Below are 14,507 nucleotides of genomic sequence, written 5' to 3'. Positions count from 1 at the left end.
AGAAAAACATTATGGCAAAGAAATTACCTAAAACCGACGTGGTGGTTATCGGGCTCGGCTGGGCCGGCTCGATCATCGCTAATGAACTGTGTGACGAAGGCCTCAACGTCGTGGCTATCGAACGCGGCCCGTGGCGTGATACGGCGCGCGATTTTAACGTGGCCACCGTCGCCGACGAACTGCGTTACAACTCCCGCCAGGAACTGATGTTACGCACGCGTCAGAACACCATAACTATCCGTAACAACCCGGCACAAACCGCCTTACCGATGCGTGAATGGGGCTCATTCCATCCGGGCAACGGCACCGGCGGCGCAGGCAACCACTGGGCGGGCATTACCTTCCGCTTCCAGCCGGACGAATTCCGCCTGAAAAGCCATCTGACCGAACGTTACGGCGCAAAAGCCATCCCTGAAGAACTGGTTCTGCAAGACTGGGGAACCGACTGGGAAGAAATGGAGCCGCACTACGCCTCGTTTGAACGCATCGCCGGGGTTTCCGGTAAAGCCAGCAACGTGAACGGCGAGCATCGCGACGGCGGTAACCCGTATGAAGGCATGCGCTCGATTGAATATCCGACCCGCCCGATGGATCAGCCTTACGGCCCGACGCTGTTTGCCGAAGCCGCGCGCAACATGGGTTACAAAGCGTTCCCGGTGCCCTCTTCGCTGATTTCCGAGCCTTACACCAACCCGCTCGGCGTCAAAATGGGGCCGTGTACATTCTGCGGTTTCTGCACCAACTACGGTTGCGCCAACTACTCCAAAGCCAGCGCCATCACCACCGTATTACCGGCGCTGATCCGCAAAGAGAATTTCGAAGCCCGCACCAACTGTGAAGTGATGCAGGTGCTGAAAGATTCCACCGGCAAACGCGCGACCGGCGTGGTTTACATCGACTCTTCCGGCGACGAATGGGAACAGCCTGCCGATCTGGTGATCGTCAGCGCCTTCACCTTTGAAAACGTCCGCCTGATGCTGCTTTCCGGCATCGGCAAACCTTATGATCCTGTCACGTTAGAGGGCACCACCGGCCGTAATTACGCGTATCAGACGGCCAACGGCGTGCAGCTGTTCTTCGATGACAAGAACTTCAACCCGTTCATCGGCGCAGGTGCGGTCGGGATGGGCATTGATGATTTTAACAACGATAACTTCGACCACAGCGGCCTCGGATTCTTTGGCGGCGGCAGTATCCGCGTCACGCCAATCGGTGGTGCGCCGATCGGCTATCGCCCTGTTCCGCCGGGAACGCCAAAATGGGGTTCCGAGTGGAAAAAAGCCACCGTGGCCAACTATCTCAGCTCGATGTCCATCGGCTGCGAGGCCAGCAGCTACACCACCAAAACTAACTATCTGTCGCTCGATCCGAACTACAAAGATCGTCTCGGTCGCCCGCTGTTGCGCGTCACGTTCGATTTCCCGGAAAACGATCTGAAAATGGCGGCGTATTGCACCGGTAAAGTGGCGGAAATTGCCAAAGCGATGAACCCGCGTCAGCTGGTTGCCAACCCGATGAAAGGCCACTGGAACGGTACGCCGTATCAGTCGTCTCACGTCGTCGGCGGATTTGTGATGGGTGCAGATCCGTCCACCAGTTCAGTGAACAAACACCTGCAAGTCTGGGACGTACCTAACCTGTTTGTGGTCGGCGCATCGGCCTTCCCGCAGAACCCGGGATACAACCCGACCGGCACCGTCGGCGCACTGGCGTTTAAAGCCGCTCATGCGATCCGTAACTATTACCTGAAAAAACCGGGAGAGATGATCGCATGAAAAAGTTAACGTCATTCTCACTCGGCTTGCTGGCGCTCAGCGTTTCCGGCCTGGCGCACGCCGCAGGTGACGGCTCTTTCGAGCAGGTTGAACGGGGGCGCTATCTGGCCACCGTCGGCGACTGCGCGGCCTGCCACACGGCTTCCACACCGGACGCCAGACCGTTCGCCGGTGGCGTACCGATCGAAACGCCGTTTGGCCGTTTAGTCGGTGCCAACATCACGCCGGATCCGGAAACGGGTATCGGTAAATGGTCTTTCGATGACTTCCAGCGCGCAATGTCCGAAGGCGTGGGCCACGGCGGAAAACGTCTGTATGGCGCGATGCCGTTCACGGCCTACACCAAAGTGACCCGCGAAGATAACGCCGCCATCTGGGCGTATCTGCAAACCCTGCAACCGGTACATCACGAAGTGGAAACCAATCAGCTGCCGTTCCCGTTCAACGTGCGCGCCAGCCTGATGGGCTGGAACTGGCTGAACTTCAAAAAAGGCGAATTCAAACCGCAGATGGATAAATCCGCGGAATGGAATCGTGGCGCGTATCTGGTTGAAGGGCTCGGCCACTGCGGCACCTGTCATACGCCGAAAAACATGATTGGCGGCGATAAAGACAGCGAGTTCCTGCAAGGCGCTGTGGTGGAAAACTGGGTTGCGCCGGACATCACCAGCAATAAACACACGGGTATCGGCAACTGGACGCAGGAAGATCTGATGCAATATCTGAAAACCGGTTCTAACCGTTTCGATATTGCCTCCGGCCCGATGGCAGAAGAAGTGACGAATTCGTCGCAGCACTGGACGGATGCGGATCTCAAAGCCGTCGCGGTTTACCTGAAAGACAGCGGTCACGACAGCGGCAGCACTGCCCCTTCTCCGGTTAAAGCCGAAGACAGCGCGATGGTGGCCGGTAAAAATATCTACGCCGACCGCTGTTCCGCCTGCCACACGCCGTCCGGCATGGGCCAGGAAGGGTTGTTCCCGCGCCTCGCCGATTCCGCGCTAATCAACCAGCCAAACGCGACATCCCTGATCCGCGTTGTGCTGGCGGGCAGCCGTCCGGTCGCGACCGACAGCAAACCGACCGCGCCGTCTATGCCGTCATTTGATGCCAATATGAGTGACGCGGACGTGGCAAACGTGCTGACTTACATCCGTAACAGCTGGGGAAATGCCGCGGCACCGGTTTCGGCAAGCGATGTGAAAGACTTACGCGCAGAGCTGAAGAAATAACCGGACGCCAGACAGGACAAAGGCCGCGAAAGCGGCCTTTTATCTTACAGACGTTTGAAGACTTTTCGTGCTGAACGGTCAGTGCTGAGAAGGCATCTGCATAATCTGCACTAACAGGTGATCGTTGTTCTGACTCAGCTGCACCAGATGTTTGCATTCCACTTTGATAGCGGTGAGCTGGTCGTCGGTCAGCGAGTACGGCAGGTTGATATCTATGCTGTACATATTTTGCTGCTCTGCCAGTTCAATCAGCCGGACGATGTTCGTTTCGTCGCTGACCTGCGTGGAAACCACCTGCAAAGCGAGTGCACGCAAGGCTTCCTGCTTCGATTTATCTTTTTTCGAACGGGATTTCAGAACCATGCCGAAGAACGGCATCACGCCATAAATAGCGTCGACAAAACTCCATTTCTTTTTGCAGGATGCGGACAAATATTCCATGTAGTCAAAGGACGCTTTTTGACTGCGCGCATCGGGTACCAGGCGATTTTCATTCATCCCCGTTTCCTCTTCCTGGTCAGGGCCTGTTCATTTGAACGTCTGTACAGAACGTGCGAAGGTGTGCTCAGTGCTCTGCCTGCTGACAAAGAATCTGCCGGCAGATAGATAATGCAGATCAATTTATGAAGCTAAATTTATTCGTCTGTATAATGGCATAATTCAACAACACTTTGCCAGTCGGTTCAGGCGCTTTCCGTCACTGAAACGCACTTTGCTAGCATTTCAGAATTTAGCCAAAGTATTTAGCGGATATGGAATTTATGCCGCAAAAATGTCACGTTCTATTACGCTACCGCGATGGCGTCAGCAGACGTGTCACGCTATGCTACTCACCGGATTTCTTATAACAGCAAGCCAATGAATAGAATCGTTTTTGTAGAAGATGATGCAGAAGTCGGCAACCTGATCGCCGCCTATCTGGGTAAACATGATATCGACGTGCTGGTCGAGCCCCGTGGTGACACGGCGCAGGCGCGTATTGAGAAAGAAAAACCCGATCTTGTCCTGCTGGATATCATGCTGCCGGGCAAAGATGGCATGACACTGTGCCGCGATTTGCGCCCTATTTTCCCCGGCCCGATCGTGCTGCTGACCTCGCTCGACAGTGACATGAACCACATTTTATCGCTCGAAATGGGCGCCAGCGATTACATCCTGAAAACCACGCCACCGGCCGTTTTGCTGGCACGATTACGCCTGCATTTGCGCCAGAACCCGGTGCAATCCGCGCAAAACGAGCAACCGGTTCAGACGCTGAAAAGCGGTAACGCCCTGCACTTCGGCCAGCTGTGTATTGACCCGGTGAACCGCGAAGTCACGCTGGTGGATGAAACCATCATTCTTTCCACCTCAGACTTTGATTTGCTGTGGGAGCTGGCGACGCACGCGGGCCGCATTATGGATCGCGAAGCGTTGCTGAAAAACCTGCGCGGCGTGAGCTACGACGGGCTGGATCGCAGCATTGACGTGGCGATTTCGCGCCTGCGCAAAAAACTCTACGACAACACCCTCGAACCTTTCCGCATCAAAACCGTGCGCAATAAAGGGTATTTGTTTGCTCCGAACGCCTGGGAGTCTTTACAGGAATGAGAAAGCTTTTCGTCCAGTTCTTTCTGTTACTGCTGGTCTGTTTCCTGGTGATGGCGATGCTGGTCGGCCTGGTGTACAAAGTCACCGCCGAACGCACAGGCCGTCAGTCCATGAATGACCTGATGAAAAGTTCGCTTTACCTGATGCGCAGTGAGCTCAGGGAAATTCCGATTAAAGACTGGAACAAGACCATTAATACGCTGGATCTGAACCTGTCTTTCAAACTCCACATTGAACCGCTCGGGAAACGCAAACTCAGCCCCGCGCTGGATCAGCGCCTGAAAGACGGCGAGATTATTGCCCTCGACGACGAATACACCTTTATCCAGCGTGTTCCGCGCAGCCATTACGTGCTGGTCGTCGGCCCGATCCCGTATCTGTTTTACATGCACGAAATGCGGCTGCTCGATTTGGGATTGCTGATCTTCATCGGTCTGTCGCTCGCGCTGCCGGTTTTCCTGTGGATGCGCCCGCACTGGCAGGATTTGCTGCGGCTGGAAAACTCCGCGCTGCGCCTCGGTAACGGGCACCTCGACGAACGCATCGATTTTGATTCGACCTCCAGCCTCAACCGGCTGGGCGTCGCGTTTAACCAGATGGCGGACAACATCAGCACGCTGGTTGCCAGTAAAAAACAACTGATTGACGGCATAGCCCATGAACTTCGCACACCGCTGGTACGTCTGCGCTACCGGCTGGCCATCAGCGAGAACCTGCCGGAGTCCGAACAAAACGCCATTAACCGCGACATCGGGCAACTTGAAGCTTTGATCGACGAACTGCTGACCTACGCCCGGCTGGATCGCCCGCAGGTGGCGCTGAATCTGGAAAAAGTGAATCTGGCGCACTGGCTGGAAGACAAGGTCGAGGATTTCCGCCTGATCAATGCTGAACGCACTATCCTTTATCAGGCGCCGGAAAACCTCGATTTCGGCGGCGTCGATTTACGGCTGATGGAGCGCGTACTCGACAATCTGGTCAACAACGGCCTGCGTTATTCTCAGGAAATGCTGCGCATCAGCCTGTGGCTCGATGGCGAAATGGCCCATTTACAGGTCGAAGACGACGGCCCCGGCATTCCGGAAGAAGAACGTGTACGCATCTTCGAACCCTTTGTCCGCCTCGATCCAAGCCGCGACCGTGCAACCGGCGGCTGCGGGCTCGGGCTGGCAATCGTCCACTCTATCGCCGTGGCGTATCAGGGCCGTATTGCGGTTGAAAGCAGTTCACTCGGCGGAGCCAGCATGCGTTTCAGCTGGCCGGTAAAACCCCTATTCAATCTGGCTGTTGAACAGCCTGACCAAAACCAGGAAGGGAGCTAATAATGACCATCGCGTATAAAAAATTGCATGACACCTTCGCCCGTTTATCCCGCTTCGGCCATTTATCGGCGATTGCAGGCTGGGATGCAGCGGCCATGATGCCCCCGCAAGGCGGCCAGGCGCGCTCCGAAGCGCTGGCTGAACTGAGCGTGCTGACGCATCAGATCCTCACTGCGAAACAGGTCGGCGAATGGCTGGAACAGGCCGGTGGCGAGCAGCTGAACGATGTGGAACTGGCGAACCTGCGCGAAATGCGCCGTCATTATCAGCAGGCCGCGCTGTTACCGGAAAGTCTGGTACAGGCAAAATCACTGGCTGGCGCACGTTGCGAACAGGCATGGCGTATTCAGCGCAAATCCAACGACTGGGAAGGTTTCTCCGATAACCTGAAAGAAGTCGTAAAACTGAGCCGTGAAGAAGCCAAACTGCGCGCCGAAGCCGCGGGTATTAGCCGTTATGACGCCCTGCTCGATTTATATGAACCGGGAATGACCTCGCAGAAACTCGACGTTCTGTTCGGCGACCTGAAAACCTGGCTGCCGGATCTGCTGCAAACCGTAGTGGAAAAGCAGAAAACCGAATCGCGCATTGCGCCGCAAGGCCCGTTTGACATCGAAAAACAGCGTCAGCTCGGCCTGAAAGTGATGGACCGTCTGGGCTTTAATTTCGATGCCGGGCGTCTGGATGTCAGCGCTCACCCGTTCTGCGGCGGTGTTCCGCAAGACGTGCGCATCACCACGCGTTACAACGAAAATGAATTCCTCAGCGCCATGATGGGCGTGATCCATGAAACCGGTCATGCACGTTATGAGCAAAACCTGCCGAAAGAATGGCTGGGTCAGCCGGTTTCCAACGCACGTTCGATGGGCGTTCATGAATCGCAAAGCCTGCTGTTTGAAATGCAACTGGGTTGCAGCGAACCGTTCCTGAAATCCGTGTATCCGCTGGTTATCGAACAATTCGGTCAGCGTCCGGGGCTGGATGAAAGCAACTTCATCAAGCTGAACCAGCGCGTCCAGCCGGGCTTCATCCGCGTTGACGCCGATGAACTCAGCTATCCGGCGCACGTCATCCTGCGTTATGAAATTGAAAAAGCGCTGATGGAAGGCGAAATCGAAGTCGACGATATTCCGGCCTTGTGGAACAGCAAGATGAAGGAATATCTGGGCATCGATACCGTGGGGAATTACCGCGACGGTTGCATGCAGGATATCCACTGGACCGACGGCGGTTTTGGTTACTTCCCGACATACACGCTCGGCGCAATGTACGCCGCACAACTGTTCCAGTTCGCCAACAAAGCGATCCCAACCTTGCAGGAAGATATCGCACGCGGCGACCTGACAGCGTTGTTCCAGTGGTTACAGCAAAATATCTGGCAACACGGGAGCCGGTTTACCACAGACCAGCTGATGGCGAATGCAACCGGAGAGACGCTGAATCCGGGGTTCTTCAGGGCGCACCTGGAGAATAGATACCTTTAACGGTTGAGTAGCTGGTGCACCAGAGGCTTGATCGAGAAAATTTCGGTTTCTCAATTGCAGTGGTTACTTAACTCGCTGTGCCGAAACCGCCAAAGAGGGAGGAAAGCGCCTCCCTCTTTGATCTCCCACGCTTTTTCCCAACACGCGCTCCGCTGGCTGGCTATGTTTCAGAAACTCCCCTTATTGCCGCAAACGCCGCCGCTGCGCGGTACTTTCGCTTCGGGTTCGAACCTGCTCGAAAAAAGACTCTCACTGTTTCTCACCACTCCCTCAACGTCGTTTTGAAAGCGGCTGGAGGCTTATCTAAATTCAACTGCATTATTTAGATAACAATCAGCAGTGAGGTTGCGAATTAGAAAGTTACCGGCCGCTTTCAGAAAGCTTGCCGAACGAAGCGTTTCAAGACCTGTGGCTCGAGCCGAGCGAAGCGAGACAGCGTCACGAAGTGACGACCCGAAGGGTGAGGCCGCAGGCCGAGTAACACCCAGTGAGGGAACCGCGCAGCGGCAAGTTTTCGCGGCAATAGCTGTGGCACCTGAAACATAGCCAGCCAGCGGTAGCGCGCAGTTAAGAGCCTGGGATTTTCAAGGGGTGCGGCGATAGGCGCCCCTTGAAGCCGGTTTGGGTGGCAACCCAAGGTTTTGAAGTTGACTGCATAATGTACAAAATTGGCCATCATGCTGCAGCCCCACCGTATAACTCACTGATTTCCCTGAAATCCCCAGTTTGTACATTCCGTTACACGCCGAAACCAATCACTCACGGACTTCGTGAGTGAACCCGCCTAGTATTCTTCATACCGGCCCCGCAGTGGGGTGGACACTTAAACGAAATTCCGAGGAATTAAAGATGAAAAAAGTATTAGCTCTGGTTGTAGCCGCTGCAATGGGTCTGTCTTCTGTCGCTTTCGCTGCTGAAACTACAGCAACTCCAGCGCCAGCCGCTGCTGCAACGACTACTGCTGCTCCAGCGCATGCTGCTAAGCACAAGACTCATAAGAAAGTAGCTCAGAAAGCTCAGGCTGCTAAAAAACACAAAAAAGCCGCTAAGAAAGCTGCTCCGGTAGCTCAGAAAGCACAAGCCGCTAAAAAACACGTGAAACACGCTAAAAAAGCTGCTCCGGTAGCTCAGAAAGCACAGGCTGCTAAAAAACACGTAAAACACGCTAAGAAAGCTGCTCCGGTAGCTCAGAAAGCGCAGGCTGCTAAAAAACACGTGAAACACGCTAAAAAAGCTGCTCCGGTAGCTCAGAAAGCGCAGGCTGCTAAAAAACACGTAAAACATGCTAAGAAAGCTGCACCAGCTGCAAAAGCAACTCCAGCAGCATAAGTCGTAAAGAAGTCTTTGTGAGCGTATCTACTCACCATTATCAAGACTGATGACTTAACACCCGGTTCGCCGGGTGTTTTTTTCTCCGGTTCTTTATCTTGAGGTACTGATGGAAGATGCTGCGCCGCTACCTGTTCGAAATCACCCTGTGCTCTCTGATCCTCTGCGGTCTGATCACCCTGTTCTTCTACTTCTGATGTCATTGTGATGTACCCTGAGATGGCGCCCGCCGTCTGCTCAAAAGATTGAGTTATCAGACAAATATATCCACCACGAAAGATAACCGTCTATAATCGTTCCATAATAACTGGTTCACGGGTTCTCCCTGTTTTCAAGGTCAGAATGTTATGCGCATCGCGTTACCGCTGTTTTTGTGCTTTTTCTGTTTTACCGCCAGCCCTCTCGTTCATGCAGATTCTCCGGATGATGCAGATAGCGACGCACCTGCTATCAGCCTTAAAGAAAAAACCGCCCTGTTCTTCGGACACGATCAGCGCACTCCCGTTGCCACCGCCGCACACTGGCCGTGGCAGGCGATCGGTCAGATTGAAACGGAAAGCGGCAATTTATGTACCGCAACCTTAATTTCTAAACACCTGGTTCTCACCGCAGGCCACTGTGTACTGGCGCCGCCGGGAAAAATCGACAAAGTGATCGCCCTGCGTTTCATTTCGCACAACCAGAAATGGCGTTATCAGATCACCGCATTACAAACGCTGGTTGACCCAAAATTGGGTAAGAAACTGAAAGCTGACGGCGAAGGCTGGATTGTGCCACCGAAAGCAGCACCGTTTGATTTCGCGCTGATCCGTCTGACAGATGAAAAAATCGCATTGCCGATCAAGCCATTACCACTTTGGGAAGGCTCCCGTGACGACCTGACCGCCGTGCTGAAACAGGAAGGCAGAAAGGTGACGCAGGCAGGATATCCTGAAGATCATCTGGATGATTTGTATGTCCATCAGGACTGTCAGATCACCGGCTGGGCGCAGCCTGGCGTGCTTTCGCACCGTTGCGACACGCTGCCGGGCGACAGCGGTTCTCCGTTGCTTATCAAAAATGCAGAAGGCTGGTCGCTGATTGCGATTCAAAGCTCTGCACCGGCAGCCCAGGATCGCTATCTGGCTGACAACCGCGCGCTGGCCGTTCCGGCAATACGCGACGCCCTGAGCACATTGTCTTCCGGTGTGATCAGCGCCAGCTCCCCGGCTGCCTCTGCCGCGCAATAGTTTATTGAATCCGAAAACGATCGCTGAAAAGCGGCCTTTTTGATTTTTTAACTGGTCTAATCACTTAAATACCGCGCTATTTATGCAGTTTACTCACGAATGAGATTTTTGCGCAGAGGGTATGATGGTTCTGTTCTGCCCTAACAAGGTTTTCGAATACTGATGTCGTCTTGCCCGCACTGGTTGCGGGCTTTTTTTCGCCTGCAATCTGATACAGTTTAAAGCCCTTTACTCACCAGCTGCGCGGCCTTGACGAAGACTTCATCCTCAACGCCGTCACCTTTCTGACGGCCAAGTTTTTGCAGTTCTTCAATCAGACTTTCGCGGTTTATGGGTTTCTGTCCGGAAATCAGCCCCATCACAGCGGCGCCGATCGCCAGACCAATTAATCCGGTTTGTTCTTTTTCATCGATCACAATGTTCATCCTAGTAATAAGCCCGTTTCAAAATTAGCAGAAATTTTAAGCTTTTCACCAGGGTTGCATTCCGAATATGAGGCATCAACCCCAGAGTGCCACTAAGGGAAAACCGGTAATTTTAAAGCCAATAAATATAATTAATTACCGACTAGCTGTTCCATCGTCTGCAAGATTCGTTTATCTGAAATCGGGTACGGCGTGCCCAGCTGCTGGGCGAAATAACTGACGCGCAATTCTTCAATCATCCAGCGGACTTCCTTCACATCCTCGCTTTGCTGACGAACCGGCGGCAGTTTGTTCAGCCATTGCTGCCACTGCTGCTGGATATTTTCGACTTTCAGCATCTGCGCGCGGTCGCGGTGAGCGTCCATCGCCAGCTTGTCCATCCGCCGCTCGATAGCCTGCAAATAGCGCAACGTATCCGGCAGCCGTTTCCAGCCGTTTTGTGTGACGAACCCGCGATAAATCAGGCCGGACATCTGCGCTTTAATATCAGAAAGCGCCAGTGCCATCGTGATATCAATCCGCCCTTTCAGCCGTTTATTGATGTTAAAGACCGTCGTCAGGATCTGCTCAACCTGAATCGCGATTTGCACCACGGTGTCATTGAGATTGGCGCGCACATGCTCGTGGAGCTTCGCGAAATCTTCCTCGCGCCACACCAGCCCGCCGGATTCCGCGATCAGTTTATCGATACCGCAGGAAATACAGTCGTCAATCAGATCCAGCACTTTGCCGTAAGGGTTGAAATACAGCCCCAGCTTGGCTTTGTTCGGCAGCTTTTCATGCAGGTATTTCACCGGCGACGGAATATTCAGCAGCAGTAAACGCCGCATCCCGGTAAGCATCGCCTGTTGCTGTTCAAGTTCGCTGTCAAACAGGCGGATCGCCACGCTGTCTTTCTCATCGACAATCGCCGGATACGCTTTCACTTCATAACCGCCGCGCTTTTGCTCGTAGCGTTCCGGCAGCGTGCCGAAACTCCAGACATGCAAATCTCGCTGTTCGATACCGTCATCGGCCACCGCAGAAAGCGTCTGCTGAACCTGCTCTTTCAGGCCAGACTTCAGCGCTGTCAGGTCCTTGCTTTCGCGCAGCGTTTTGTTTTTCTCATCAACAATGCGGAACGTCATTTTGAGATGATCGGGCACCTGATCCAGATGCCAGTCTTCGCGGTCGATGGTCACACCGCTCATCTTTCGCAGCTCTTTTTCCATCGCATCAAGCAGCGGCATTTCGAACGGTTTGATGCGTCCGAGCAGCGCATCGGCATAATTTGGCGCAGGCACAAAATTGCGGCGAACCGGTTTAGGCAATGACTTGATCAGCGCCATAATCAGCTCACGGCGAATGCCGGGGATCTGCCAGTCGAACCCTTCCTCGCTCACCTGATTGAGCAGCGGCAACGGGATATGCACCGTGACGCCATCGGCGTCGGTGCCCGGCTCAAACTGGTAAGTCACGCGCAGTTTGAGATTGCCCTGATGCCAGAAATTCGGGTAATCATGGGCGCTGATGTTGCCTGCGCCCTCTTTGATCAGCATGCTTTTTTCGAAATTCAGGCTGTCCTGCGGCTGCTTTTTCCACCACGTATCGAAGTGCTTCGCCGACACCACTTCCTGCCCGATGCGCTGTTCGTAGAACAGGAACAGCGTCTCGTCATCGACCAGAATATCGCGGCGACGTGATTTGTGTTCCAGCTCTTCGACTTCGGTACGCAGGCGCAAATTGGCGCGGAAAAACGCATGACGCGTCTGCCAGTCGCCTTCCACCAGCGCATGGCGGATGAACAGCTCGCGCGAGACCACCGGATCGATCGTTCCGTAATTCACCCGGCGGGCAGCCACAATCGGCAGGCCGTACAGCGTGACCTTTTCCGTCGCCATCACCGCACCCTGAGCTTTTTCCCAGTGCGGTTCGCTGTAACTACTTTTCGCCAGATGTTGCGCCAGAGGCTCAATCCATTCCGGCTCAATGCGGGCGGCGATACGCCCCCACAGGCGGCTGGTTTCGACAAGTTCGGCCACCATCACCCATTTCGGCGGTTTTTTGAATAAACCGGAACCCGGGAACACCGCGAAACGGGCGTTACGCGCGCCGGTATATTCCTGTTTATCCGCGTCTTTCTGCCCGATATGCGACAGCAAACCGGTCAGCAATGCACAATGCACCTCACGGTATTCCGCCGGTTCACTGTTTACCGGCAGCCCGAGTTCTTTCACCACCTGACGCAGCTGAGTGTAAATATCCTGCCACTCACGCACGCGCAGATAGTTGAGGAAGTCACTGCGGCAAAGCTTGCGGAACTGCGCCGAAGACAGCTCTTTTTGCTGCACTTTCAGGTGATCCCACAAATTCACGAACGCCAGGAAATCAGAATCTTTATCCGCAAACCGGCGATGTTTTTCATCTGACGCCTGCTGTTTATCCATCGGACGCTCACGCGGATCCTGAATCGACAGCGCGGCGGTGATGATCATCACTTCACGCACGCAGCCGTTTTTCTGCGCTTCCAGCACCATACGCGCCAGACGCGGATCGACCGGCAACTGCGCCAGCTGGCGGCCCAGCGGCGTCAGCGAGTAACGGCCATCGACCGCGTTATTGATGGCGTTCAGCTCTTCGAGCAGGCGCACGCCGTCCTGAATATTGCGTTTGTCCGGCGCTTCCACAAACGGGAATGCCGCGATATCGCCCAGCCCCAGCGACGTCATTTGCAAAATAACGGAGGCTAAGTTGGTACGCAGAATTTCTGGATCGGTAAATTCAGGGCGCGACAGGAAATCCTGCTCCGAATACAGACGGATACAGATACCTTCGGAAACACGTCCGCAACGGCCTTTACGCTGATTAGCCGAAGCCTGAGAAACCGGCTCAATCGGCAGGCGCTGCACTTTGGTACGGAAACTGTAACGGCTGATACGCGCGGTGCCGGGGTCAATCACATATTTGATGCCCGGCACGGTCAGCGAGGTTTCCGCGACGTTGGTCGCCAGAACGATACGGCGGCCGGCGTGTGACTGGAACACGCGGTTCTGTTCGCTGTTCGACAGCCGCGCGTACAGCGGTAAGATCTCGGTATGCGGCAAGTCCAGGCGGTTCAGCGCATCGGCGGTATCACGAATCTCTCGTTCACCGCTCATGAAGATCAGGATATCGCCCATGCTTTCGCGACCCAGTTCATCCACAGCGTCGAAAATCGCCTGCAACTGGTCGCGGTCAACGTCGTCCGCATCATCCACAATCGGGCGATAACGCACGTCAACCGGGTAGGTACGGCCGGAAACTTCAATGATCGGCGCATTATTAAAGTGCCGGGAGAACCGCTGCGGATCGATAGTCGCAGACGTAATAATGACTTTCAGATCCGGGCGTTTTGGCAACAACTGGCGCAGATAACCGAGTATAAAGTCGATGTTGAGACTACGTTCGTGGGCTTCATCGATGATCAGCGTGTCGTACTGCATCAGCATGCGATCCTGCTGGATCTCCGCCAGCAGAATACCGTCGGTCATCAGCTTCACCAGCGTGTTATCGCTGACCTGATCGTTAAATCGGACTTTATAACCGACGGTATTGCCGAGCGTGGTATCCAGCTCATCGGCGATACGGTTGGCGACAGTACGCGCCGCCAGACGGCGTGGCTGCGTATGCCCGATCACCCCTTTAATGCCGCGCCCGAGTTCCATACAGATTTTCGGGATCTGCGTGGTTTTACCGGAACCGGTCTCACCGGCGACAATCACCACCTGGTGGTCGCGGATGGCCTTAAAGATGTCATCTTTTTTCTGGCTGACCGGCAGATTTGCCGGATAGCTGATTTTTGGCCGCGATGCTTCACGGGCAGTGACTTTCTTCAGGCTTTCGGAAATGGCGTTCTGAAGCTCAGCCGTTAATGCTTCAACGGCCTGAGGGTTGGTGTTCTGATCAAAAGTCTTTTTGGCACCCTGCAAACGACGTTGCAGGCGTTGCCGGTCACGTAGCATCAGCCCGTCTAACTGCGCTGATAATGCCGCGAGCGGTGATTTCACGTTCGATATTCCTTGTTGCAAGTCAGCAGACTGAATGTGCAAAGCATCCGTCATCTGAATTAGAAATGATTTGAGGCGGGTTCATACGAGCCTGTT

At 54.4% G+C, this 14,507-nt stretch carries 11 protein-coding genes and 1 other RNA gene; 9 read left to right on the top strand and 3 right to left on the bottom strand.

Annotation, left to right across the window (positions count from 1 at the left end; all coding sequences use genetic code 11):
- Window positions 1-11: 11 nt before the first annotated feature.
- Window positions 12-1,775 (top strand): GMC family oxidoreductase, encoded by a 1,764-nt coding sequence (locus tag IV433_RS21605; RefSeq protein ID WP_165057389.1) that lies wholly within the window; start codon window positions 12-14, stop codon window positions 1,773-1,775.
- Window positions 1,772-3,007: a cytochrome c gene (locus IV433_RS21600; protein WP_195815870.1), complete on the top strand. Its 1,236-nt coding sequence runs from the start codon at window positions 1,772-1,774 to the stop codon at window positions 3,005-3,007. The genes IV433_RS21605 and IV433_RS21600 overlap by 4 nt, the downstream gene beginning before the upstream one ends.
- A 78-nt stretch (window positions 3,008-3,085) precedes the next feature.
- Here IV433_RS21600 and IV433_RS21595 read toward each other — a convergent pair whose 3' ends face one another.
- A complete protein-coding gene (locus IV433_RS21595; RefSeq protein WP_104922006.1) occupies window positions 3,086-3,505 on the bottom strand; it encodes a hypothetical protein in 420 nt (139 codons plus the stop codon).
- Window positions 3,506-3,865: 360 nt separating this feature from the next.
- On the opposite strand from IV433_RS21595, the gene rstA reads away from it, so the two are divergent.
- The 7 genes from rstA to IV433_RS21565 all read left to right on the top strand — a co-directional run bounded on the left by rstA (window position 3,866) and on the right by IV433_RS21565 (window position 9,961).
- A complete protein-coding gene (rstA, locus tag IV433_RS21590) occupies window positions 3,866-4,597 on the top strand; it encodes a two-component system response regulator RstA (RefSeq protein WP_152326119.1) in 732 nt (243 codons plus the stop codon).
- On the top strand, window positions 4,594-5,919 hold the full coding sequence (gene rstB, locus IV433_RS21585; RefSeq protein ID WP_195815869.1) for a two-component system sensor histidine kinase RstB: 1,326 nt from the start codon (window positions 4,594-4,596) through the stop codon (window positions 5,917-5,919). The genes rstA and rstB overlap by 4 nt, the downstream gene beginning before the upstream one ends.
- 2 nt (window positions 5,920-5,921) lie before the next feature.
- Window positions 5,922-7,403, top strand: a complete 1,482-nt coding sequence (locus IV433_RS21580; RefSeq protein WP_195815868.1) for a carboxypeptidase M32 — start codon at window positions 5,922-5,924, stop codon at window positions 7,401-7,403.
- A gap of 399 nt (window positions 7,404-7,802) precedes the next feature.
- Window positions 7,803-7,883: non-coding RNA, RtT sRNA (locus tag IV433_RS21575), on the top strand.
- Between the two features lie 369 nt (window positions 7,884-8,252).
- A complete protein-coding gene (gene asr / locus IV433_RS21570) occupies window positions 8,253-8,732 on the top strand; it encodes an acid resistance repetitive basic protein Asr (protein ID WP_195815867.1) in 480 nt (159 codons plus the stop codon).
- Window positions 8,733-8,848: 116 nt separating this feature from the next.
- Window positions 8,849-8,929 (top strand): small membrane protein YdgU, encoded by an 81-nt coding sequence (gene ydgU, locus IV433_RS26480; RefSeq protein WP_455567028.1) that lies wholly within the window; start codon window positions 8,849-8,851, stop codon window positions 8,927-8,929.
- Window positions 8,930-9,079: 150 nt separating this feature from the next.
- Window positions 9,080-9,961: a trypsin-like serine peptidase gene (locus tag IV433_RS21565; RefSeq protein WP_195815866.1), complete on the top strand. Its 882-nt coding sequence runs from the start codon at window positions 9,080-9,082 to the stop codon at window positions 9,959-9,961.
- A 218-nt stretch (window positions 9,962-10,179) separates the two neighbouring features.
- On the opposite strand, the gene IV433_RS21560 is transcribed toward IV433_RS21565, so the two are convergent.
- Together IV433_RS21560 and hrpA are read right to left on the bottom strand one after the other, a co-directional pair.
- Window positions 10,180-10,377 (bottom strand): hypothetical protein, encoded by a 198-nt coding sequence (locus tag IV433_RS21560; RefSeq protein ID WP_195815865.1) that lies wholly within the window; start codon window positions 10,375-10,377, stop codon window positions 10,180-10,182.
- A gap of 140 nt (window positions 10,378-10,517) precedes the next feature.
- The gene (gene hrpA / locus IV433_RS21555; protein WP_195815864.1) at window positions 10,518-14,411 is read right to left on the bottom strand and encodes an ATP-dependent RNA helicase HrpA; all 3,894 of its coding nucleotides are present in this window, start codon (window positions 14,409-14,411) and stop codon (window positions 10,518-10,520) included.
- Window positions 14,412-14,507 lie beyond the last annotated feature (96 nt).

It is taken from the genome of Rahnella laticis, assembly GCF_015644585.1.
GTDB lineage: Bacteria > Pseudomonadota > Gammaproteobacteria > Enterobacterales > Enterobacteriaceae > Rahnella > Rahnella laticis.
Note: the sequence above shows the minus strand (reverse complement) of the source record. Positions and strands in the feature narration are given on the sequence as shown.

Coding starts and splice junctions, on each gene's coding strand:
- asr (WP_195815867.1), top strand. CDS start 8,253: ATGAAAAAAGTATTAGCTCTGGTTGTAGCCGCTGCAATGGGTCTGTCT.
- rstB (WP_195815869.1), top strand. CDS start 4,594: ATGAGAAAGCTTTTCGTCCAGTTCTTTCTGTTACTGCTGGTCTGTTTC.
- IV433_RS21565 (WP_195815866.1), top strand. CDS start 9,080: ATGCGCATCGCGTTACCGCTGTTTTTGTGCTTTTTCTGTTTTACCGCC.
- IV433_RS21580 (WP_195815868.1), top strand. CDS start 5,922: ATGACCATCGCGTATAAAAAATTGCATGACACCTTCGCCCGTTTATCC.
- IV433_RS21595 (WP_104922006.1), bottom strand. CDS start 3,505: ATGAATGAAAATCGCCTGGTACCCGATGCGCGCAGTCAAAAAGCGTCC.
- IV433_RS21600 (WP_195815870.1), top strand. CDS start 1,772: ATGAAAAAGTTAACGTCATTCTCACTCGGCTTGCTGGCGCTCAGCGTT.
- ydgU (WP_455567028.1), top strand. CDS start 8,849: ATGCTGCGCCGCTACCTGTTCGAAATCACCCTGTGCTCTCTGATCCTC.
- rstA (WP_152326119.1), top strand. CDS start 3,866: ATGAATAGAATCGTTTTTGTAGAAGATGATGCAGAAGTCGGCAACCTG.
- IV433_RS21605 (WP_165057389.1), top strand. CDS start 12: ATGGCAAAGAAATTACCTAAAACCGACGTGGTGGTTATCGGGCTCGGC.